The 22,398-nt window shown below is 51.2% G+C and carries 24 protein-coding genes; 7 read left to right on the plus strand and 17 right to left on the minus strand.

Annotated features, from left to right (window positions below; translation table 11 throughout):
* Positions 1-160: 160 nt before the first annotated feature.
* The 3 genes from EDM21_RS11390 to EDM21_RS11400 form a co-directional block, all read right to left on the minus strand.
* Complete coding sequence (locus EDM21_RS11390) at positions 161-652, minus strand: PCYCGC motif-containing (lipo)protein (protein ID WP_157335573.1); 492 nt, start codon at positions 650-652, stop codon at positions 161-163.
* 215 nt (positions 653-867) lie between these two features.
* Positions 868-2,091, minus strand: coding sequence for a PHP-associated domain-containing protein (locus EDM21_RS11395; protein WP_166541955.1), 1,224 nt, complete (start codon positions 2,089-2,091; stop codon positions 868-870).
* Positions 2,092-2,093: 2 nt separating this feature from the next.
* Complete coding sequence (locus EDM21_RS11400; protein ID WP_157335574.1) at positions 2,094-2,660, minus strand: NUDIX hydrolase; 567 nt, start codon at positions 2,658-2,660, stop codon at positions 2,094-2,096.
* A 221-nt stretch (positions 2,661-2,881) separates the two neighbouring features.
* Here EDM21_RS11400 and mciZ point away from each other — a divergent pair, with 221 nt between their 5' ends.
* Positions 2,882-3,031, plus strand: coding sequence for a Z-ring formation inhibitor MciZ (gene mciZ / locus EDM21_RS11405; protein WP_157335575.1), 150 nt, complete (start codon positions 2,882-2,884; stop codon positions 3,029-3,031).
* Here the strand turns inward: mciZ and EDM21_RS11410 are convergent.
* The gene (locus EDM21_RS11410) at positions 3,010-4,119 is read right to left on the minus strand and encodes an LCP family protein (protein WP_157335577.1); all 1,110 of its coding nucleotides are present in this window, start codon (positions 4,117-4,119) and stop codon (positions 3,010-3,012) included. The genes mciZ and EDM21_RS11410 overlap by 22 nt on opposite strands.
* 249 nt (positions 4,120-4,368) lie before the next feature.
* Entirely contained in the window at positions 4,369-5,508 is a 1,140-nt protein-coding gene (locus EDM21_RS11415; RefSeq protein WP_157335578.1) for a M20/M25/M40 family metallo-hydrolase, read from the minus strand.
* Positions 5,509-5,575: 67 nt separating this feature from the next.
* On the opposite strand from EDM21_RS11415, the gene prli42 reads away from it, so the two are divergent.
* The gene (gene prli42 / locus EDM21_RS11420) at positions 5,576-5,677 is read left to right on the plus strand and encodes a stressosome-associated protein Prli42 (RefSeq protein WP_156430882.1); all 102 of its coding nucleotides are present in this window, start codon (positions 5,576-5,578) and stop codon (positions 5,675-5,677) included.
* Positions 5,678-5,684: 7 nt separating this feature from the next.
* Here prli42 and EDM21_RS11425 read toward each other — a convergent pair whose 3' ends face one another.
* The 4 genes from EDM21_RS11425 to lpdA all read right to left on the minus strand — a co-directional run bounded on the left by EDM21_RS11425 (position 5,685) and on the right by lpdA (position 10,764).
* Positions 5,685-7,193 (minus strand): dihydrolipoamide acetyltransferase family protein, encoded by a 1,509-nt coding sequence (locus EDM21_RS11425; protein WP_157335579.1) that lies wholly within the window; start codon positions 7,191-7,193, stop codon positions 5,685-5,687.
* A gap of 14 nt (positions 7,194-7,207) precedes the next feature.
* Entirely contained in the window at positions 7,208-8,188 is a 981-nt protein-coding gene (locus EDM21_RS11430; protein ID WP_166541956.1) for a pyruvate dehydrogenase complex E1 component subunit beta, read from the minus strand.
* A 29-nt stretch (positions 8,189-8,217) separates the two neighbouring features.
* Positions 8,218-9,219, minus strand: a complete 1,002-nt coding sequence (locus EDM21_RS11435; RefSeq protein ID WP_157335580.1) for a thiamine pyrophosphate-dependent dehydrogenase E1 component subunit alpha — start codon at positions 9,217-9,219, stop codon at positions 8,218-8,220.
* 120 nt (positions 9,220-9,339) lie between these two features.
* A complete protein-coding gene (gene lpdA, locus EDM21_RS11440) occupies positions 9,340-10,764 on the minus strand; it encodes a dihydrolipoyl dehydrogenase (RefSeq protein WP_157335581.1) in 1,425 nt (474 codons plus the stop codon).
* Between the two features lie 350 nt (positions 10,765-11,114).
* Between lpdA and EDM21_RS11445 the strand changes: the two genes are divergently transcribed.
* Positions 11,115-11,372 carry a DUF2627 domain-containing protein gene (locus EDM21_RS11445; RefSeq protein WP_157335582.1) on the plus strand — a complete coding sequence of 86 codons (258 nt, stop codon included), beginning with the start codon at positions 11,115-11,117 and terminating at the stop codon, positions 11,370-11,372.
* A gap of 178 nt (positions 11,373-11,550) precedes the next feature.
* On the opposite strand, the gene EDM21_RS11450 is transcribed toward EDM21_RS11445, so the two are convergent.
* The 3 genes from EDM21_RS11450 to EDM21_RS11460 form a co-directional block, all read right to left on the minus strand.
* Complete coding sequence (locus EDM21_RS11450) at positions 11,551-11,913, minus strand: carboxymuconolactone decarboxylase family protein (RefSeq protein ID WP_157335583.1); 363 nt, start codon at positions 11,911-11,913, stop codon at positions 11,551-11,553.
* A gap of 128 nt (positions 11,914-12,041) precedes the next feature.
* Positions 12,042-12,245: a hypothetical protein gene (locus EDM21_RS11455; RefSeq protein ID WP_157335584.1), complete on the minus strand. Its 204-nt coding sequence runs from the start codon at positions 12,243-12,245 to the stop codon at positions 12,042-12,044.
* Between the two features lie 438 nt (positions 12,246-12,683).
* Positions 12,684-12,956: a hypothetical protein gene (locus EDM21_RS11460; RefSeq protein ID WP_157335585.1), complete on the minus strand. Its 273-nt coding sequence runs from the start codon at positions 12,954-12,956 to the stop codon at positions 12,684-12,686.
* A gap of 108 nt (positions 12,957-13,064) precedes the next feature.
* Between EDM21_RS11460 and EDM21_RS11465 the strand changes: the two genes are divergently transcribed.
* Positions 13,065-13,334 carry a hypothetical protein gene (locus EDM21_RS11465; protein ID WP_068775316.1) on the plus strand — a complete coding sequence of 90 codons (270 nt, stop codon included), beginning with the start codon at positions 13,065-13,067 and terminating at the stop codon, positions 13,332-13,334.
* A 117-nt stretch (positions 13,335-13,451) separates the two neighbouring features.
* On the opposite strand, the gene EDM21_RS11470 is transcribed toward EDM21_RS11465, so the two are convergent.
* Both EDM21_RS11470 and EDM21_RS11475 read right to left on the minus strand, forming a co-directional pair.
* The gene (locus tag EDM21_RS11470; protein WP_157335586.1) at positions 13,452-15,551 is read right to left on the minus strand and encodes an ATP-binding cassette domain-containing protein; all 2,100 of its coding nucleotides are present in this window, start codon (positions 15,549-15,551) and stop codon (positions 13,452-13,454) included.
* Positions 15,535-16,371: an ATP-binding cassette domain-containing protein gene (locus EDM21_RS11475; protein ID WP_235918151.1), complete on the minus strand. Its 837-nt coding sequence runs from the start codon at positions 16,369-16,371 to the stop codon at positions 15,535-15,537. Before EDM21_RS11475 ends, EDM21_RS11470 begins: the two co-directional genes overlap by 17 nt.
* Before the next feature lie 160 nt (positions 16,372-16,531).
* Here EDM21_RS11475 and EDM21_RS11480 point away from each other — a divergent pair, with 160 nt between their 5' ends.
* Positions 16,532-17,134 carry a biotin transporter BioY gene (locus tag EDM21_RS11480; protein ID WP_157335590.1) on the plus strand — a complete coding sequence of 201 codons (603 nt, stop codon included), beginning with the start codon at positions 16,532-16,534 and terminating at the stop codon, positions 17,132-17,134.
* A gap of 122 nt (positions 17,135-17,256) precedes the next feature.
* Here EDM21_RS11480 and EDM21_RS11485 read toward each other — a convergent pair whose 3' ends face one another.
* Positions 17,257-17,727 carry a DUF6884 domain-containing protein gene (locus EDM21_RS11485; protein ID WP_157335591.1) on the minus strand — a complete coding sequence of 157 codons (471 nt, stop codon included), beginning with the start codon at positions 17,725-17,727 and terminating at the stop codon, positions 17,257-17,259.
* A gap of 209 nt (positions 17,728-17,936) precedes the next feature.
* Here EDM21_RS11485 and EDM21_RS11490 point away from each other — a divergent pair, with 209 nt between their 5' ends.
* A complete protein-coding gene (locus EDM21_RS11490; RefSeq protein ID WP_157335593.1) occupies positions 17,937-18,860 on the plus strand; it encodes a S66 peptidase family protein in 924 nt (307 codons plus the stop codon).
* 14 nt (positions 18,861-18,874) lie between these two features.
* Here the strand turns inward: EDM21_RS11490 and EDM21_RS11495 are convergent, their stop codons facing one another.
* Positions 18,875-19,345 (minus strand): FixH family protein, encoded by a 471-nt coding sequence (locus EDM21_RS11495; protein WP_157335594.1) that lies wholly within the window; start codon positions 19,343-19,345, stop codon positions 18,875-18,877.
* Positions 19,346-20,638: 1,293 nt separating this feature from the next.
* On the opposite strand from EDM21_RS11495, the gene EDM21_RS11500 reads away from it, so the two are divergent.
* Positions 20,639-21,115, plus strand: coding sequence for a hypothetical protein (locus EDM21_RS11500; RefSeq protein ID WP_157335596.1), 477 nt, complete (start codon positions 20,639-20,641; stop codon positions 21,113-21,115).
* Positions 21,116-21,592: 477 nt separating this feature from the next.
* Here the strand turns inward: EDM21_RS11500 and spo0A are convergent, their stop codons facing one another.
* Positions 21,593-22,387, minus strand: coding sequence for a sporulation transcription factor Spo0A (gene spo0A / locus EDM21_RS11505; protein WP_157335597.1), 795 nt, complete (start codon positions 22,385-22,387; stop codon positions 21,593-21,595).
* Between the last annotated feature and the right edge of the window lie 11 nt (positions 22,388-22,398).

Raw genomic sequence — 22,398 nt, forward strand, 5'->3', positions numbered from 1 at the left:
CTATATTCATCGATTCAAAAAAAATTGTGCTGGAGCACAAATTAAGACTTAGTACGAGCCTCCGGTTCCTTGAAGAAAGTTTCGTCTGTCGCTGACGAGCACAAAAAAGTTCCCCGCCGCTTAAGAAAGCGGAAGGGAACTTTTTGTGCCATTAGCAGTATTAGGCTTGCGGCATCGGAGTGTCGGTCGGCTTGCCTGCTCCGGTTTTGTAGGCTTCATCAATCGCTTTACGAATTTCAAGCGTACTCTTTCCCTGCTTTTTCATAGCGACGGATTTAAGAGCAATTTCCAGACAGATTCCGCAGCGGGTGCCGTGATCATCCCATACGATGGAGCCATCGGAGCCGGTTTCACGGATAAAGCAGTTCTGATTGCTCTTATGTCCGGCACTTTCGCCGCATCCACAGTAGCAGGGCATCCATTCCAGCAGCTCTTTATTCTCGCCTGCTAATTGGTAAATCGTGCGGATTTCCTCTTTTTGATTCGCCAGGAAAGCCGGCAGCACTTTGACGGAAGCGGTCTTTTCTTGAAGGTCGCCATTAGGCGCGTGCTGCGTATCGTGTTCCGCCTTCTTAGACTCACCGCCGCAAGCGGTTAGGACAATACTTGCGAGTAGGATGAGCAGCAAAGTCCAGCTCATGTTTCTTTTCATAGGTTTTCACTCTCCATCAGCCTGCTTGTTCGCGCAATCGACAGGACAATCCTGGCCAGCGGCTGATCCATCCGGCTCAGCCGAATCCAGCCTCTGCGCTGGATGCTTGTCCAGTCCCTTAACTACTTAAAGCGGCGTATATTGTTATGGGTGGACCCCTGTTGGGTACTCAGGGGAGTCTAATGCAGCTGCAGGAACTCGCCTCACTTGACAGGCTATTCCTCCGGTAACTTCCCGCGTTCCGCAGTTTCGGCTGCGGTTGCCGGCAAGGGCGCTACTTTGCCGTAGGTCCCGCCGCCTCCCACACGAAGCTCCAAAGTACCGCTTCGCGCGGCAGCAATCATACCCGCTATCTCTGCGCCCACAACTTCGGCAAGCGCTTCTTGGGTAGTCTCATGAAGAATCGCCATCTCGGAGCCGAATCGTTCCAGCAGCGCAGTCATTTTCCGAGGCCCCAGACCCGGTATAAATTCCAGCGGCACCTGATAGAAATACGGAGGCCGGTAGTCCGGGATGTAAGAATCGGAGCGGTCAGCAAGCTCCATAATGCGGTCCATCACACCCCGCACAATTTTGGGGCTGCCGCAATACAGACATCGCCCAACTGCCGCTTCGCTCTCATCCAGAATACTGTCGCAGCTAGGGCAGTAGGTGCGGTGGTATTTGCCCAGACGCGGATTCAGACCGTAGTTGACCGCAACCGCGCGCCCGTCCTTGCGCCTGAGCGCCAGTACAAGCTCGTCGAATGTCGGCTCCTCCATGAGGAGCTTGTTATACTCCCGGCCGATTTTGCCGAGGGAATGGGCGTCGGAATTGGTCACGAACGTATACCGGTCCAATTCCGACAGAAAACCCGCCATTTCGGAATCCGAGCTCAGGCCGAGCTCTACCCCGGCAATGGCATCCAGATCAAGCAGATGCTCCATGCGGGATGAACCGCTTCCGTACATGCTTTTGTGAGGCGTAAAAATATGCGCGGGAATAAGGATTCCCCCTCTATTCACCACTTCCGCCTGCAGCTCACGCGCCGTTACATACATACGCTGGGAGCTCAGCTCCACATTCTTCATGCGCGGCCGCATCCACTCCGTGAATGCTTTCATATCCTGCAGCGATCGCAGGAAGGCGAGCAGATGAACCGGCCCCGTTCCCGGGTCTCGTACCTCAATCTCGCTCCCCAGCAGGATCGTGGTGCCGCCATACCGGATTCCGCCTCCCGGCAGCTCCACCATTTCGCCATTTGCGAGATATTGATCGATTTCGTCCTGAACGGCAGGTGAATGACAGTCGATAATTCCGACAATATCCAGACCCTTGCGGTCCGATGCTTCGCGGGCAATGTTGTAGAACGTCAGGTTGCGGGCACCGCTGATTTTGACGGCTGCGCCCTTCTCCGTACGGCCGATATGAATATGTAAATCCGCGTAGAACGTCCGCACGGTTAGAAAGAACCTGTCAGCTTATAGGATTGCCAGGCATAGACGGCCGTGATGGTTTTGGCGTCACTGATTCTGCCCTGTGCAATCAGTTCCTTAGCCTCTTCCATTGTAATAGCCGTACATTCGAGGAATTCATCCTCGTCCGGACGCGCTTCGCCAGCCGTTAAACCTTGAGCGGCGAACAAGTGCAGAATCTCATCGGCAAATCCCGGCGATGTATAGAATGAACACACAGGCTGCAGCGACTCACTGCGATAGCCGGTCTCTTCTTCCAGCTCACGCAGTGCAGCTGTCATCGGCTCTTCGCCCGGATCCAGCTTGCCTGCCGGAATCTCCACCTGACTTTTCCCCAGCGGCTTGCGGTACTGCTCCACTACAATCATCCGGTCGTCTCCGGTTATGGCGAGCACACCCACCGCTCCCGGATGTTTCACGATTTCCCGGGTCGCCATCTCGCCGTTAGGCAGACGGACATGATCCACCTGCAGGGAGATCACTTTTCCTTGAAATATAGGCTCGGTACGGACCGTTACTTCTTCAAATTTCTGATCGGTTGATTGATTAGACATAACAATCCCTCCTGTGCGGTTTCTATCCGTCATTGTAAGCTCACGTGTTCTATTATAGCAAATTCTAATGTAAAATCAGCTAAACTCTGTGTCAGAGTATGGAAAATACAAAAGAGAACCCGCCGCGGTTCTCTTCTGATCCTTTTGAAGTCAATTGGAATACCTTGTCCCGCCGGCGCATAAGCTTTTCATAAATCAGGAACAGAAAGAGGGCGTATCCGATGAAAAATTATTCCGGTGCACAAGGCCTGCGTTTAACCGGTAAGGGTTGGGAAATCAAAACTTATTTACAGCAAATGCTGCGCCAGCAGGGGGATAAAATCTCTCTCTCCGACTATCTGGCTAAACGTTACGGCCCCTGCCGGGATTGACGGAAATCAGGAAAGGTTGGACGAATCCCGAAAGTGCCTCTGCGAGGCCCGTTAATTGCGTCCGTCAGACTGCCTGATCGGAAGGAATTGGCAGTGCTCTCAGAGTTGAAGCTGCCAGAATGTGTGACAGGCTCCGGAGCCCTGTCTTTGCCGCTGCCCGATAGCAGTGCTTGCAGCTGTGCCTGCACCCGCCGCCGTTCTTCCGCTGTAATGAGCATGTAAGACACACCGTTTATGCTTGAAGGCGCCGCTTCCATCGGAATCGTTTCCACTTGGCTGCCTGTTAATGTCGAGAAGGCTCCCGCAAACTGCAAAAGCCTGCGGATCGGAATATCCGTCCGTACGTTATCCCCCATAATTTTAAGAAAACGGTTGATTTTAGCTACATTCCGGTAGTTCACGGTTTGCGTGAGCAGTTCCTTGACGACCTGCTGCTGCCGTCTCATCCGGGCCAAATCCCCATCCGCATCCCCCCGGTACCTTGCATAGTTTAATGTTTGTTCCCCGTTCAGCGTTTGACGGCCTTTTCTGAGATACACATGCTTGTGTGTAATCCGGTCGTCAAAATCCATATCTTTCTCCACATCTATGGACAAGCCTCCGAGCTCATCCACAAACTTCTTGACTCCATTAAAATTAAAAGCTACGTAATGATCGATGGGGATGGCCAGAAAGTCCTCTACCGTCTTTACGGCCAAACCGGCTCCCTCGTAGGCATAAGCATGAGCCAGTTTTTCTTTGCCATGCCCTTGAATAGGCAGATACGTATCCCGCGGAATAGAGAGCAGGGAGATTTGCTGTGTCTGGGCATTGGCGACCGCCAGCATGTTACTGTCCGATCGGCCCTGCTCTACATCGCCTGAATCAACGCCAAGCAGGAGAAAGGAGTAGGTCGTTTTATTGAGAGGCTCCTGAACAGGAACCGGGCTAACCGACTCTACAGGCCGCTCCCCCGCCTGATTCTGCTCCTGGTACACCTGATTCCAGCTCGAGTATGCATTCCATACATAGTAGCCACCGAATAAAAGCAGTGCGGCAAGCGGAATCAGCAGCCATTTTAAACGAGATCGTTTCTTTCCGGTTGTCATCCTCGCCCTCCTTTCTCTGCGGTCTTTATTTCAGTCCCCATAGTATGCGGTACGGCTACTCAAAAAAATGACCCCGCCGCTTAGCATCTTCTGTGAACAACGGGATTCTCTGCATACGCTGGGTGCTTTCTCTCACTGGAAGAACGCAAAGAAGCCCCCACGGCGCTCTAATCGAGGCTGAGGACTTCTCTGGTCAATTGATAATTACTGCTAAATTCCTGCTAACCGATCCTTTAATCAAGGAAAAATTCACTTCGCCTGGTTCGTCACTTCCCGGATAATGGCAACAACCGCTTCGGCTGTCTTTACAAGATCGGAGACGGCGATGTTCTCCTGCGTCGTGTGGATCTCCTTGTAGCCTACGGCCAGGTTCACGGTCGGAATACCCATTCCGTTAAAAATGTTCGCGTCACTGCCGCCGCCGGAATGGAAGGTGCTCGTCTTGCAGCCGATACCTTCAAGAGCTTTCATCGCCAGCTGGACAACGGGCGCGTTATCCTCGTACATGAACGCCGGGTAAGCGATGTCCGATTCGAAATCGCATGTCGTTCCGTAGTCGGCGGCCGTGCTGAGGCAGGCTTCTTTCATGGCTTCGAGCTGGGCAACAAGTTTCTCTTGCACGATACTCCGCGCTTCCGCTTCGAGAACCACCCGGTCACAGACCACGTTGAGAGGCCCGATACCGGAGAAGCTGCCGATATTAGCCGTTGTCTCCGAATCAATCCGGCCCAGTTTCATACGTGCAATGGCTTTGCTTGCTACCTGGATCGCGGAAATACCGTCTTCAGGATTTACGCCCGCATGAGCTGACTTGCCGTACATCACGATCCTGATTTCAGCGCGGGCAGGAGCTGCGACTGCGATTCCCCCGATTTCACCATTAGAGTCCAGCGCATAGCCGAACTCCGCTTTCATGACAGACGGGTCCATGGCACGGGCACCTTTGAGCCCGGATTCTTCACCTACGGTAATCACGAATTGGATAGGACCATGCGGAATATTGCGTTCCTTCAGGACACGGATCGCTTCGAACATAGCCGCGATCCCCGCTTTGTCATCACTGCCCAGAATCGTAGTGCCGTCACTGCGGATAATTCCGTCTTCCCCGATTTGGGGTTTGATACCGTTACCGGGTGCTACCGTATCCATATGACTGGTAAAGAAAATACACGGTGTCGTATCCGGTGCGCCACCGGACGCCTCCAGCATACAGATCAGATTGCCTGCGCCGTGTCCCGACTTCGCGGCAGCGTCATCCATAACTACGGAAAGCCCGAGTGCTTCGAACTTGCTCTGAAGCACCCGGCTGATTTCCTGCTCATGCCGCGTTACACTATCCACCTGAACGAGCTCAACAAATTCCTGAATTAACCTTTCTTGCTGGATCATATCTTTCCTCCTATGTTGCGATGGTTTACAATAGTCTTATAAGTTGTCCGAATAGGAGTGATTAATTATGAAACGAAACCGCTGGTTTAAAATCGTCGTGTACATTATGCTGTTCAGCATGGTGCTGTCCACTCTGATGATGTCCCTCAGTTACCTGGTGACATTCTAAAAGACCATCAGTACAGCTTCGTGTCCAAGTCGTAACCTTCCATATTCTCCTTCACGCGCTGCAGAAACCTGCCGCAGATGACCCCGTCAAGAATACGATGGTCCAGAGACAAGCAAATGTTAACCATCGACCGGACCGCGATCATATCCTGAATAACGACAGGCTTCTTCACGATCGACTCGAAGGTAAGGATTGCCGCTTGAGGGTAATTAATGATTGGCTTGGACAAGATGGAACCGAACGATCCGGTATTATTCACCGTAAAAGTGCCCCCCTGCAGGTCGTCAAGCGACAGCCTTCCGGTGCGGGCCTTTTTACTGAGCATATCCGCTTCCCGGGCAAGTCCGGCAATATTCATTTGGTCGGCTTTCTTGATCACGGGCGTTAGAACGGATTCTTCCGTCCCCACCGCAAGCGCCAGATTAATATCGCGCTTAATGATGATTTTATCAACCGCCCATACGGAATTCATAATCGGATAATCCTTGATCGCATTTACGACGGCTTTAAGCAGAAACGGGAGGTAGGTCAGATTAATGCCTTCACGCTTCATGAAATCATCTTTGGATTTACTGCGCAGCGTAACCAGGTTGGTCACGTCGACTTCGATCATCGTCCAGGCATGCGGGATTTCGGATACGCTCTGACGCATACGGCTTGCAATCGTATTGCGGACCGGGGTAACGTCGATATATGTATCGCCGCGGCCATCCGTGCTGCGCTCTTCCATCTCCCCAAGCGGCGTAGCCGGATGCTGGGACAGATGGATTCCGCTGCTTCGTACCGGGAATTGGGCAGCCTTGTATGCATCACTAATCCCCTGAAGGTATCCGGGGATGCTGGCAGCGTCAACAGATGCCTGCGGGGGCACCTGAGACGGTTGCTGGCCGCTATAAGCCTGCACCGGCGCAGATGTGTGAGCCGGCGCGGCAGCACCTTGGCCGGCACCCGGCGCTTCTCCCCGCGCTATAAGCATCTCTACGTCTTTGCGCGTGATGCGTCCTCCCATGCCCGTGCCTGTGACACGGCCCAGGTCAAGATTGTGCTCGGCCGCAAGACGCAGCACCGCCGGGGAGTAACGGGCCCGCATAGGGTCGCCGCTTCCTCCAGCCAAACTGCTGTGCGGCGGCTGCGCATTAGCGCCCGACGGGCGGGCTGTGAAACCGCCTTGTTCGCCGCTCTGGTTATGAGCTCCCGCTCTTTCAGCCGGGCTGTTATTACCGCCAGCTGCCGGTACTGCCGCAGATCCCGCTGAGGATTCCGGCAGCTCGATCAGGCAGATCGGATCGCCCACCGCAGCAGTTTCGCCGTTGCCGACCAGAATTTTGATAAGTCTGCCTTCGATCGGACTCGGCATTTCCACGTTTACTTTATCCGTGTACAGCTCGCAAAGCACATCGTACTGCTGGATATAATCGCCGGGCTGTTTGAGCCAGGTTCCCACCGTTGCGGAGACTAAGCTTTCCGCAAGATGGGGAACCGGCACTTCGGCCAAACGGCTGTTGATTTCGCTCATATCGCGTTCCCCCATTAAAACTGCGCGAGTTCTCTCATCGCGTCCGCTAATTTATCCGTGTTGAGAAGGAAAAACTTCTCCATCGGCGGGTTCATGCCGACAGCCGGAACATCCGGCCCGCACAACCGGCGTATCGGCGCATCGAGATCATACAGCAGTTCTTCTGCGATGATCGCCGCTACTTCGGCTCCGATACCGCCCGTTTTGTTGTCTTCATGCACAATCAGCACTTTACCTGTCTTTGCCGCCGCCTCCAGAATCGCTTCATTATCCAGCGGCTGAAGGGTGCGCAGATCCAGCACATGGGCGCTGATACCCTCGGCGGCCAGCTCCTCGGCAGCTTGCAGCGCATAATGAACCGCAATGCCGTAAGCAATGACCGTTATGTCGTCGCCCTCCCGCTTCACATCCGCTTTGCCGATCGGCACGATGAAATCGCCGTCCGGTACTTCAGCGGATAGAGAAAGATAGGCTTTTTTATGTTCAAAATAAAGGACCGGATCCGGATCCCGGATCGCTGCAATCAGCAGCCCTTTGGCATCATAAGGATTAGACGGGGCTACCATCTTAAGTCCCGGCGTTCCAAAGAACACCGATTCCGGACACTGGGAATGGTAAAGTCCGCCGCCGCCAGCCGCGCCGTAAGGGGCACGGATGACAATGGGACAAGTCCAGTCGTTATTGGAACGATAACGGATTCTCGCCGCTTCACTGATGATCTGGTTCGTCGCCGGAAAAATAAAATCGGCGAACTGGATTTCCGCAATCGGCTTCATTCCGTACATAGCGGCGCCGATAGCCGTACCCACGATAGCCGATTCCGCCAGCGGGGTATCAAGGACCCGGCTTTCGCCGTACAGATCACGCAAGCCTTTGGTCGTGTTAAGCACGCCGCCCTTGCCTATGTCTTCTCCGAGCACGAAGACATTCTCGTCCCGCTGCATTTCGTCCTGCATCGCGGACCGAATTGCTTCCAAATAAGTAATTACAGCCACATTTGCTGCCTCCCCATCCGTATTCCCGTTTACGCCTCCGCGTAAACGTGCTTCAGCGTATCTTCACCAGCCGGATAAGGAGCCGCATCCGCATAAGCCGTCGCATCATTGATCTCCTGCTGAATAGCGGCCAGCAGCTCGCGGTCCTTCTCCTCATCCCAGATCTCGCAATCCATCAAATACTGGCGGAATTTCGGCAGTCCATCCTTCGCACGGTTCTCCTCTACCTCTTCTTTGGTCCGGTAGAGCAGATCATTATCCGACGTGGAATGCGGCGAGACGCGATACATGTCCGCTTCAATGAGCGTAGGCCCTTCTCCGCGCAGTGCACGCTCACGGGCTTCTTTGACGACCCGGTATACTTCAAGCGGATCGTTGCCGTCCACCTTGATACCCGGGAAGCCGTAGCCGAGCGCCCGGTCCGCGATATTGCCTGCCACCTGCTTATGGTGGGGTACGGATATGGCATATCTGTTATTCTCGCACATCAGAATAACCGGCAGCTTGTGTACGCCTGCAAAGTTGCAGCCTTCGTGGAAATCCCCCTGGTTGCTGGAGCCTTCTCCGAAGGTAACGAACGAGACCAGCGGGTCTCCCTTCATCTTGGCAGCCAGAGCAATACCGACGGCGTGAGGCACCTGCGTCGTAACCGGGCTGGAGCCCGTTACGATCCGCAGCTTGCGGTGACCGAAATGGCCCGGCATTTGTCTGCCTCCGCTGTTAGGATCTTCTGCTTTCGTAAATACGGAAAGCATCAGTTCCTTCATCGTCATGCCGGCCGCCAGCACGAATGCGTAATCTCTGTAATAGGGCAGGAAATAATCCTTCTCCATGTCTAATGCAAATGCAGCTCCAGCCTGTGCGGCTTCCTGCCCAATTCCGGATACGTGAAAAGCAATCTTGCCCGAACGCTGAAGAACTAGAGAACGATCGTCAAATTTGCGGGCACGCTGCATAGCTGTATACATTTCAATGACTTTCTCATCGGATAGTCCTAATTGGTGGTGTTTCGTGTATTGACCGATGGACATTGGGGCTGCGCCTCCTTTTTGTTACCTGGTCTTAATACTAGCCTCTATAACTTTATTATAGACGTAAATGGAACCCAATTCAACGAGCATTTGGTTCGGCAGTCCTATTTTACCCGGCGGCTAAATATGAATAGCCCGTCCCTCAGCCGCAAGAACCGCTTCTGCAAAAGCCTCAGATAGTGTCGGGTGGGGGTGAATCGTATTCGCAATCTCCCATGGTGAAGCTTCCAGCAGTTGAGCCAGAGAGGCTTCCGCTATGTAGTCGGTCACGTGAGGCCCGATCATATGAACACCCAGCAGATCATTCTTCTGCGTATCGATAATAACCTTGACGAAGCCTTCGTTCTCACCTTGAACCATGGCTTTGCCGAGCGGTTTGAAGCCGAATTTGCCGGTCCGAATCTCATATCCGCGTTCTTTGGCCTGCGCTTCGGTCCAGCCGACGGATGCAATCTCGGTACGCGTATAGACGCAGCGGGGAATTCTATGCGGCTCGTGAATGTACGGTTTATGCCCGCAAATATGCTCAACCGCTACGGTCCCCTCATGACTGGCGGCATGTGCAAGCTGCAACCCGCCTATTACATCGCCGATCGCATAAATATGCGGCACTTTCGTCTGCATATATTCATTGACGTGTATAAAACCGCCCTTCAGCAGCACATCGGTATTCTCCAGACCGAATCCTTCCACATTCGGAGACCGGCCCACGGAGACGAGCAGCTTGTCGGCGGACAGCTCCAGCCGCTGCCCATTGTGCTCTGCAGCAAACTTAACTGTCCCGGCTTCCTTCTGCAATGTATCCATTTGTATTTGAGCGTCCGTGACAATAGTCATGCCCCTCTTGCGGAACAGACGCTGCAGCTCGCGCGAGACTTCCTCATCTTCGCCCGGAAGCAGCCGCGGCCCGGCCTCCACGATCGTTACGCTGACACCGAAATCGTTCATCATCGAGGCCCATTCGACTCCGATCACCCCGCCGCCCACAATGATCAGCGACTCGGGCAGGGTCTCCAGCTGAAGCGCATCGTCACTGCTGAGAATGTACTCCCCATCCGTCTCTAGACCCGGAAGCGTGCGCGGCCTCGAACCTGTCGCGATGATGAGATGCCCGGGAACGAGCGTCTCGAACGATCCGTCTTCCATTTCGACCGAGACCGTACCGCTTCGTGAGGCAAATATCGACGGTGCCATAATCCGGCCAATGCCGCTGTACACTTCGATTTGATTCTTGTTCATCAAATATTGAACACCCTTATGAATCTGGCTGACAATGCCCTCCTTGCGGGCCTGTACCCGTTCAAAATCCAGCTTGACCTCCGGCACGATAACTCCAAAATCTTCTGCCTCTCTGGTTACCGCAAGCACCTCTGCGCTTCGGAGCAGCGCCTTGCTCGGAATACAGCCCTTGTGCAGGCAAGTACCGCCCAGCTTGTCTTTCTCCACAATAGCCACTTTCTTACCCAATTGAGCCGCCCGTATGGCCGCTACATAGCCTCCTGTACCGCCTCCCAGAATGACGATATCGTGAGTTTGTCCGCTCATATTGCCTTGCCTCCTGTTCATATAAGCAGCGCCTGTTTCCCCTTCACCCTCAAGCAGCGTAACAAGAAAAACCGGCAGCTGTTTTCTCAAAGTTTCCATGCCAATCCTTTGTAATCCATATGTATCTTCATGTGCGGTCTATGTTCTCATTCTACAAATATTATTCCGTTAAAGCCAGATTAGAAGAATAAGCCCCCTTGCAAGTACAATTTCATTGTACCTTCAATTCCTAACCGAAACATAGTCTTATACACAAAATAGACAGAAGCCCAAAGAGGCGGTATGATTAGAATATTGGCGTCTTCGCCACTTATTTTCGCGCTATTCTACAGCGTTAAAGGAGCCGCATCATGAAAGATAAACTCGGCCGTTTTGTCGCCATACTCCTCCTGGTTATTCCGGGTTTAATGGCCACTTACGGTTTTCTGGCTATGAAAGACGCATTCTTCTATCAATTTGAACCGGATGGCTATCTTCCTTGGGGCAAAATGGTTTTTGGTTTTATTTTATTCGGACTCGGCATTGCCTTTATTGGCGGCTGGACTTTTTTCAGGGATCGCAAACGTAACTACGTTGCCCCGCGTTTTAAGCCCAAGCGCAGAAAATAAACAGCTCTAGTCTCGAAGCATCTCTTATCATAATGGACCATTCTCTTCCCTTCCACTGCGCTTCCAGCAACTAGGATGGAATACGCGCACAAACAAACAGCTCCGCTGCAAAGATGGCTATTCATCCTCGCAATTCGGAGCTGTTGTGCCGCCTGGGGCCTCGCTTAAGAGACTGTCCTTAATGGACGGGACCTTGGAGTGCCTGCTCCACACGGGTCGCGCCCTGCGACATGACATGGCCTCCGCCGATTGCCGCAGCGACAGCGACCGTCTCCATAATTTCCTCTGCCGTTGCTCCCTTGCTGAGCGCTTCCTGAACATGATAGAACGTGCATATTTCATTATTTGCAAAAAGACCCATTCCGAGCGCGATCAGCTGTTTCGTACCGGCAGGCAGAGCTCCATCCTTGAAGCATTCCCCGGTGAATTGATGGTAGGCCTCCGCAACATCCGGAAGCTGCCTTTTCAGAAGTGAGATGCCCTCTTTATAAGCATCAACCTTGCCTTCCCAAGCCGGAGTTCCCGCTTCGTTTCCAACCATTTCCCTTCACTCCATCCGTGATGACATCTACTACTCCTGTAGAATACCCAGCTAACTTCAGGCCCATTCGGAATACAAAACAACGCAATCAGGGATCAGCCAAGCACGGAAAACATAGGAACCCACCGTTAATCCAGGTCGTCCTCTCGTTCAATCCCTTCCGTGATCTCCCATGAAATCCCGATCGTCCGGTCCGCCCAGCTTCGGATATTGATTTCAATCGCTTGTCTCAGCTGATCCTCGTCCAGATGTTCGACCTTGCGGTCATCGATTTCGATCACGGCCTCTTTGACAAGTTCTCCGCCTGCCGTAAGATCAATTTTAACTTTCATTTTCTTCCCCCTCTGTCTCTGCAATCAACTATTCCGAAAGAAATTTCTAATCCATTCGATAATTTAGAATGAAATTTCTAACCCATTCCGATTCCGGTATCCATAAATAAGCGTTTCTTGGCCGATGCCATGTTGTCAATCTGCCGGTGTACGGCGTATAATAGACGGGTATTCAAAGCGCTGGGAAATCCAAACTAAATCGAATGCTCTTGGTAAGGATAGGAAAAGGAGGCCGCTTTATATGGCAGCGAGCAAGGCAAGTAAACAGCGGGCCAAACGAGTCCGTGAAGGAAAGTTAGACCCGGCAATTAAACGCAGAGGTTGGTCAGACGTGCAGCCTTCAACTCGGGTAACGCCCACTCTTGAAGAAAAACGCCGGAGACAAGAACACAAACACAAACGGAACGCGTTCCCCTATGTTGAGGACCGTTCCGTTTGTTATTTTCCGCTGAGTTCCTGAGGGATGTGCAGTGGATGTGTCAGGAGCTTCTGTTCATTTAAATAAGCCGCAACCGCCTGCTTCTCTTCGGATTTAAAGGCGTACTTGCACGGAAAACCGTTATAAAGAAGCCGCATATCCGTAACAAGGCCGTCCTCTGCGGCATACAGGTCAATTACATAGTACGAATCGGGCTCATCTTCAAAGTGAACGCCTACCGTTACATTTAAGCAAACCTCGCTCGGATGGACTTCATGATAATCAATAATCATCTGGCTTCCAACCTTCCTATTGAATACAACGTGATAATTTTATTATAATATAAAAATCCACTGCCTGTCTTTGTCCGAAGATGCAGGAGTGACTAAGGAGGAAGAAACATGGCATATGATCCGCAGGTTGTTGAAGCAACCAAAGTAAGTGATAATCCCAAGAACGGCTTGTTCGAAGTCGTCGTTATTCTGAAAGACCGTACGCACGGCCGTATTTTCTTCGAACGCAACTTGCAAACCGGTGAAATCAAAGCTTCAAGAATAAGCCGTTTGCTCAAAGAGCCCTGCCCAATTTGCCGCAAAGATTTCCTTTGCAACTGTCTGGACCGTTATCTGGACAAAATTTCCGGACAAGCTCTGGAGAAAATCGAAAAGTAAGCCTGTTCGGCTCGGCAGGGCACCCGCCCCGCTAGTCGACTGGTTGTTAAAAAAGCCTATGTTTCCGGGAATCATCCCCGAATCATAGGCTTTTTGTCTTCCTTGATCCGCATCCGTCTAGGAGGACAGACGCTTCACCAGGAAGAGCAGAATAAAGACCAGAACAAAAATAAACAAAGCCTTGTAATCCGACTTTTGCATTTGCAGCGTAAAACTTCGGGTTCTTGCTTCACCGGTCCGGCTGTAGCCCCGTAATTCTAAAGCGGTCGAGAATTCATCCGCCATGCGGATTAGGGAGACCACGAACGGGATCGCCATGATTCGAAACTCCCCCAGCCCGATCCCCGCTTTCCTGCTCCGGCCCTGGCCTCTGGCTCTGGCTATTCGGCCAAACCGGACCCACTGCGCCTGGATTAAGGGGATAAAGCGGAACATAAGAGAGGCCGTTAAGGCAACCGCTTCTACAGGCAGTTTAAACCGGGTGAGAAAGTGGAGCCCTTGCTCCACTCCTCTTTTCATCCGTAAATATCCGATTAGCTGCGGGAACAGCACACCCAGAATAAGCACCAGCATAATTCCCAGCAGCCCCCGTACCGCTTCCAGGGCAGCGCCCGGGTTGAAACTCACCCACCTGCTCCCGCCCGAACCAAGCGGCAGCGAAATACCGGCTATGACGCCGGATATCAGCATGAAGATGAGAAAGGCCCGCAGCGGCCTCCAAACGACCGCTAAAGGCACCCGGGACAGCAGCACAGCCACCGCCGTTACTATGGCTGCGGCAGCGAGTCCTGCCGGCGTTCTCTGCATGAGGATACCGGCTGAAAGCAGGATATAGCCGATCCAGAACGTTCGAGGATCGAGTCGATGGCCGATCGGGACTGCTGAATTGGCATCCTTAAGAGAGCCGGACGGGTTCAATTCGCAGCTCTCCGTGGGCTTCGCATCTACAGCTCCCGCGTGCATCCCTGGTTGGAGGGAGCTGGAGACATATTCCTGCTCACGCCCGGAGCACTGCTGGAAGCCGGGAGCTGCGCCGGGAACTCGGGCCGGGAGCTGCGCAGCCGTTAACTCCACAGGGGCTGCCAGAGAATCGTCTGCGGGACGCTTGTCGGGCAAGCTGCCCGTATTCGAGGCGCCTTGTACGTGCACCGCTGGCTCCTCCGGCTCTTGAAGTGCAGGCTTCGCTTCTGCCGGCTGCTTGGAACCAAGACCGCCGGCAGGAACGCTGTCCGCACGGGCTGCGCCGTGTCCGGGTGCCGCTGACCCGGCAGGCTCGTCCGGAGCGGGCCTGCCTCCGGAACCGGCAGCTTCCGGCAGGATTACCGCGCCACCCGCGGGCGCGGTAATCCCCTGCCCGCTCCACGCTGCGGATGCCCGCAGCGCCTGCGCAGCCGCCCGCGCCATCTGCGCAGGGGCGGGCCACCCCGGCGGCACCGCTGCGCCGTGCCGCCGCAGCCAGCTGCCGAGCGCCAGCGCCTCCGGCGGCTGCAGCCCGGCATCCCGCAGAAGCTCCGGATGCCGGGCCAGCTCGTCACGGGTGCAGTCGTGCACGACACGCCCCCGTGACAGCATTACGATGCGATCCGCCACAGGCAGGAACGCATCCAGATCATGCGTCGCGATAAGCGCGCCGCCGCCGGTCCGGTGCGTCCACGTCCGCACCGTCCTGACGAGCCCGGCCGCCGCCTCGTGATCGAGGCCTGCCGTCGGCTCGTCCAGCAGCAGCCACTCCGGGGCTGCCGCGAAGACCACGGACAGCGCTACTCTGCGCTTCGTGCCGCCGCTAAGTTCGTGCGGGCTTTGGCCCAGGAGATTCGGGCCAAGGCCCATCTGCTGCAGCGCCTCGCGGATACGCTTGTCCGCTTGGGCAGCAGACAGGCGCTGCGGCTTCAGCGTGTAGTCAAACTCACGCTGAACCGTCGCCGCGAACAGCTGCTCCTCCGGCTGCTGGAATACCATGGCGAGCTTTCGGCGGATATTCCTGTCGGCAGAGTTTTGATGCCACAGAGATTCCCCGTCCACCCATACACTGCCCTGATCCGGTACGGATAATCCCCCCGCTACATCCAGCAGGGTGGACTTTCCCGATCCGCTTCGGCCCAGGATAAGCGTAATGCCGCCTTTATCCGCAGCAAAAGAAATCCCATCTAAAATTTCAAGTCTAAAATCAGAGGTGGCCTCCCCTTGTTTAGACACATTTTCAACTTTGAGGCCCATGTTCTTTCATAACCTCCATCCATTCTTCCAAAGAAACAGGGCGGAAATCCAGCATGCGCGGCTCCAGTTTCTGAAGCTCCCTCATCACTTGTACGGAATAAGGAGGCTGATAACCTAACTTTTCACACGGCGTGAAGCCCGATCCATTGTCTTGCGAATAAAAGAAATCCTGAGCTGTACCTTCAAAAACAATCTCCGCTTGATCCAGGGCTATCACACGGTCAGCCAAAGCCAGCTCATCCATCCACTGGGTAATCCAGACGACAGTCGTTCCTCTTCTATGTAAATGATGCAAAGCCTCTGTCACAGCTTGCCTGGAACTTGCGTCAAGCATGGACGTCACTTCGTCCAGTAGAAGCACGGACGCACCGACTGCCAATGCTCCGGCAACAGCAGTAAGCTGTTTTTGACCGCCGGACAATTGTTCACACATGTCGTGCATCCGATTCTTCATGCCTACGAGCGAGAGCACGTGTCTTGCAATGTCCGGCATCTTTTCCGGATCTGCCGCAATATTTTCAAGTCCGAAGCAAATATCTTCATACACCGTCTCACCGATCAGCTGAGTGTCCGGGTTCTGAAGTACCATACGCATGCGTTCTCCAGAGGTCCATCCGGGTTCGACCGTTCCTCCTGTTACAGGAATCAATCCCGCGACGGCTTTGGCTAACGTGCTTTTACCGCTCCCGTTGCGGCCGACCAGAACGAGCCACTCTCCCTGATTCAGCTCCAAACTGATTTTATTCAAGACGATCTCGTCCTGACTATTCTCCCCTGTCGCTGCCGGGTCTCCCGTCCAGATAACAGATATGTTATTCATACGGTAGGGACCTGCCTGATTCATTACTGTTCCAGCCCCTTCTCTCTATCTCCGAATCTATCAAAAAAAACAATTCCCAACCGGTTCCTCCTGTGCTACAATGCAAATTGTTATTGTCAACCGATATTTGTACTATTAAGTTAACAAAAGAATGGAGAAGATGCAATTGAAACGTTCCCCACTAACAGTCCGCGGCATTACGTTCAGCGCCATGTTTGCCGCTCTTCTTGTCGCCCTAAGCTTCGTTAACATCCATGTCGGATTTTCTCCCGTTCCGATCACGATGTCCAATTTTGCCATTATGCTTGCCGGTGCCCTTTTAGGCGCACGGTATGGATTTTTCAGCATTGCCTTGGTCGTCGGGTTAACTGCTGTCGGACTCCCGCTTCTGCACGGCAGGGGCGGACTGGACCTTATTCTCGGGCCTACGGGCGGCTTTATCTGGGCCTATCCGTTAGCTGCGCTGTTCATCGGCTGGATGATTCCGCGTATCAAAGGAAAAGGAGCTCCCGCATTTATTCTTACTTTTGGCGTGCTGATGTTATTCGGCTCCTTGCTGCTTTATGTTACGGGTGTGCCGTGGATGATGCATGTCGTGCCTAATATGACGTTTGCCAAAGCCATGGCGGTTGGCTGCTATCCCTTCCTGATCGGTGATGCTCTCAAAGCGGTGGTCGCGACCCTTATTATCGTGCCGGTCCGTCACATGTATCCCGCTTCCCGTCTGGTCGGAGGTCACACGAAAGCTTGGGCTGCCCGTTAAACTTAAACAGCAGCACAGGCTGGACTCAACCAGCCTGATTCCAATCACAATCACCTCAAAAAGCCGCGCCTCCATAAGGGGACGGCTTCTTCTATTTTGCGATCGGCGGGCCTTATCTCGCACTAGTCAGTAGACTTATTCATCTTGGCGGCCTCGAATGTCCATTTATCCAGAAGCTGGAGCATCTCTCCAATCCCTCTGCACCCGTTCAGAGGAAAAGCAACGTTCTGCCTCTTGAATAAATAGTCCATGACCGGAATAAATTTCTTACCGCCTAGAACAACAATCTCCTCGTACGTTTGCAAATCTTTCTCTACGGTTTGCTCATACAGGGCCGGAAGGCTGATCAGATCCGGGTCGTTCGTGCCGAAAGAAACATCGTAATTCCCAAGTACCACGTCATCCGGCAGTAAAAGTCCGGCTTTCCCCGATAAAATCACCCAGTCATACCCGTTTGCTTCCGCAAAGGCACGGCCTTTTTTATTCAGCGTACTCCCATAAGCCCGCTTGGCAGAGCAAGATCCGGCATCTGGATGCTTGTCCCATATTTTCTTCTTACCGGAAGGAACGATAACTAAATAGCTCGAATTCATGAATCTGTCCTCGTTTTCTTGGCCTTATCTGTTGGTACACCTTTTGCAGACTGCTTTATAAGCATAATTTATTGCACTGTTTTATTCCAGAAGAACCCGCTTAATGAACCAGCAAACAACGAAGGAATCCTCCCGGGCGTAACTCTCTAGGCTATTCAACCCCATCTTCTCATAACTTAGAATAAAAGGACTATCCGGGAGGCAGATGTATGGGCATTAAACCGATTGCGCTTCAAAAAGGTGACACGGTTGGAATAGTAACCTTGGGCAGTCCGCTGGATGCGGATACGATTAATGCGCGGATTTCTTACCTGCAAAGCATGGGGCTGCAAACCGTTGTGGGACGCTACGTCTATAAGGTTGACGGGTATCTGGCCGGGACAGACAGGGAACGTGCGGAGGATTTCATGAATGTGTACACCAATCCAAAAGTCCGGATGATTCTGCCGGTTAGAGGCGGCGTAGGTGTATCGGGGATTTTACCTTATTTGAACTACGACTATATCCGGCAGAATCCTAAAATCGTCACCGGGTACAGTGATATTACGGTGCTTCTGAACACTTTATATCAACTTGCCGGCGTGATTACTCTGCACAGCCTGCTACTTCTTGATTTTCGCCCGACCACACCTCCTTATAATTTCGAGCAGTTCTTTACGGCTACATCCTCCGTAGCGGCTCCACGACCCATTCAGAATCCACCTGGCATCCCACTCGTGTCCAAAGTTCCCGGCATCGCAAGCGGTCCTTTGGTAGGCGGCAACTTGACGTCTTTTGTCGGAGCACTGGGAACTCCCTATGAAACGGATACGACGGGCAAAATTCTTCTGATCGAAGAAACCCATGAGCCTGTGAACACCGTGTACCGTTACCTGGAGCAGTTAAGATTGGCAGGCAAATTCAAAGACTGCGCGGGAATCGTGATGGGGGAATGTACGAACTGTATCGCTGCTTACGGCAAGTCGTATCAGGATCTCATCGATACTTACATGGTGGGGCTAGGCAAGCCTCTGCTGACTAACCTCGCCTCCGGCCATGGGTATTACAAGGCTGCTCTCCCTATCGGGGCAGACGTAAATCTTGATGCAACTAACGGAACACTCACTTTGTTAGAGCCGGCGGTACGCTACTGAATAAGCGCAGGTCTTTATTTCCCGGCGACCGTGGCTTCATATTCTTGGATATCCTTCTCCGGTACATTCCCTGCTAAGAGCCTTTCTTTGGGCATGACATGCTGACCCCGGGCGTTTACATGCGTTCTGACCAGATAAATTCCGTCCTTCTTGAACGTTTTCTTCACGCTGTATACGCCCCCGCCTTCATGCTTGGCTAGGATCGTTTCCGTGTCGTCAATGTCTTTGATGCTCCAGATTTCAAATTGGATATCTTCCGCATCCTCAACCGCTGCCGTTCCCTGCTTCACCTGCACCTTGAGTGTGCTTTCCTGATTCAGTGCAATCTTCTCCGGAAGCTGAATTTTCACTTCCACCGCTTGGTCCGCTTTGTCCGATTTACCCGCATCCGCTGCAGTAGTCGTTGTAGAAGCAGCGGGTTTTGCCGAACAAGCCGACAGAAGCAGAGAAGCTATCGCAATAGCAGTAAGAATAGATTTTTTCAATATAATTCCTCCCGTTCACGGTTATATAAGTGCGTTATAAAAGCGTTTACATATCACAATTGATGCTATGGAATAAAGTCTTTTACTAACTTCCCCCTCATTCGTTAAACTTTTGCGCCATATTCTGACAATATAAGAGTATTTGAATTCATACAGGGAAACAAGTGTTTTCTTCTGAATTTGGTAAAAAATATTTAACGGTGTTACAAATTCTTCTTGAATGGTGGCCCGTAGGACCCCAATAATATCCAAACATCTGATATAATACTTAGAACGAATACGTGTAGGAGGCTTTATTATGTGGGGAAACATGGTTATAACGGTGAGCATGTTTACTAGTTTCATTCTTATGTTACTTGCTGTTGTCTCATATCTAAAAAAGAACAAACGGGCGGGTAAACAACGGTTTCTAGGCTCATTCGGCTTATTTATATTTACCTTTATTTTTACCTTTTTCGTTAGCCTCTCGTCCGTGCCCTCTGAAACTAAACCCTCTGCATCGATACCACCGATCCCTTCACCGGCTGAAGCGGTCCCATCTGCACCTAATTAATTCCAACGGGGCACCTTACCGTACAAGACTAAGAAGACTCTCATTTATTTCAAATGGGAGTCTTTTCTCATTCTTAAGATATAGGAGCGACGACAAATTGACATCCGGCGAAAAGAAATAGAACAAGAATGATGCAACCTACAACTATATTGCTGTTTTTCAGAAATCGTTGGCTTGATGTGTCCATTCTTTAGAGCTCGCCAAACATATTGCCAAAAGTATGAGGATATGGTTTCAGAGATTTAAATATCTACTATTTCCCAATTATTTATTACATACCACAGCTGGATCAGAACCACTAGAAGATAACTTATATTTACAATAAACCCTACTCTAAGATTCTTTATGCCCTTGAGATAATTTTCTTTATTTATTTTTGTATGTAAAAATCAGCTTTTACGCTAAGGATGAAAAGAGTATTTTAAATCCTATGTCTGAAGCCACTCTATAACTGATATTAACTAGAATTGTAATAAACAATAAACAGAAACCCATCAAACTTAAGGTAGGCGTAAACTTATGAGATTTAATAGCTTTCCCCTCTTGTAGTTATTTTTCAATCATGTACTACTCTTGAAATATGAAAATATTGGTTATTACTCGTCACACACGCTTACTTCTTATCCAAATATTATTATTATATTCTACGAATTTCCTTACACAATCAATAATGCATTGATAAAAATATCACATCATTGTAAACTACTGGAGAAACATACCAAAAATTCGGAGGTTATTAAATGAAAAAATCTGTTGTTTCATTCCTATCAGCTGCATTGCTTCTTAGTTCTTTATCCTCGGTTGCTCTTGCGGAACAAAGTAATGTATCACCGCAGGGCCTAATTACACCTAAGGCGGTTGGTGCTGATTCTGGCTGGCAGACACAAAGTAATATCAGGGCAAAAGTTTATACGAATTCTACTTATTACGGCGCTGGGTCTGACACTATTACTGTTACAGCAGAAAAATCAACTGTTGGTGCAGCCTACTATTCTATTTACTTAATGTCTGACACACAGATGGTAAAGGTTGCAAGTGGAACACTAGGTTCTTCAGTTACTCACCAAGTACCTAAAAGCAGCTTAAATCCTATTCTGAATCAATATTCACAAGGAAACTTTAAGGTATTGTTGAAAATTTTTGCTTACGGAGATTGGTTTACATGGTTAGGTGATTGGGAGACAACTAATTCTTTTATTGCAGTTAGATTAGATTAATTTGAAAAGTCCTTGCTTTAATTTAGCAAGGACTTTTACTATTTCGTTTCGGATACATTTCATATCTTCTTTTCACGGCAGTTGCGCTGACACTAAACCCATTATCACAAGAGGATTCGCCATGAACGGTCCCTCTCTATTTCCATAATCTTTCACGAAAGTACTTAGGAGGCGAAAACACTTGGTGAGCTGCTTCTTGTATATCGTGAGGCTGCTTATAGGGTTCACTAGAACAGCATAATTTGGATATAAAAAAGCCCTAACCGAAATACGGCAGTAGGGCAATTAAAACGTTAAGTTTTATCGTATAAAATGGGCTTAGCTACAGCTCGATAAAGTAGCGCTAAGAATAGGGGGATACTAGCAAAGTTCTTCGGAATGTTACGTAAAAGTTTATTGGAATTTCCAAGCCAATGGCTGATTAGTTTATACCAACAAACGTTCTATAAGCATTGAATAACACAGCAGTGACGCCATTCAACTCACCTTATGCTCAATCCGCAGCTTATCCGCCACCATCGCGATAAACTCGCTGTTGGTCGGCTTCGATTTGCTAATGTTCACGGTGTAGCCGAAGATAAACGAGATGCTGTCGATATTGCCGCGTGTCCAGGCGACTTCAATCGCGTGACGGATCGCGCGTTCGACTCGGCTCGGCGTCGTTTTGTATTTTTCCGCAATAGCCGGATACAGTGTTTTGGTGATGGCACCGAGAATTTCGATGTTGTTGTACACCATCGTGATCGCTTCGCGCAAATATTGATATCCCTTAATATGCGCAGGAACGCCGATTTCATGTATGATTGTCGTAATATTGGCATCCAGATTTTTGGTCTTCGGCATCTGAACGACATTTGCTTTCATCGAAGAGGTCGAAGTGACGGCAGGCTGGTTGCCGACCAGCTGGCGAATCCGGTTCGTCAGAACTTCCATGTCAAACGGTTTCAAAATATAATAAGAGGCTCCAAGCTGCACAGCTTTCTGAGTGATGTTCTCCTGACCGAAAGCCGTAAGCATAATGATACGCGGTGCAGGATTCAAGTTCATTTCACGCAGCTTTTCGAGCACACCGAGGCCGTCCAGGTGAGGCATTATGATGTCCAGAATGAGAATATCCGGTACATCCTTCGGATTTTCCATAAAACGGAGCACTTCATTTCCGTTATAGGCAATGCCGGAGATTTCCATGTCTTCCTGATCGCTAATAAATTCGGAAAGCAAATGTGTAAACTCTCGGTTGTCGTCCGCTAACAATACTTGAATCTTCTGCAACGTAAAAGCCT

The sequence above is a fragment of the Paenibacillus lutrae genome, from assembly GCF_009757775.1.
Lineage (GTDB): Bacteria > Bacillota > Bacilli > Paenibacillales > NBRC-103111 > Paenibacillus_F > Paenibacillus_F lutrae.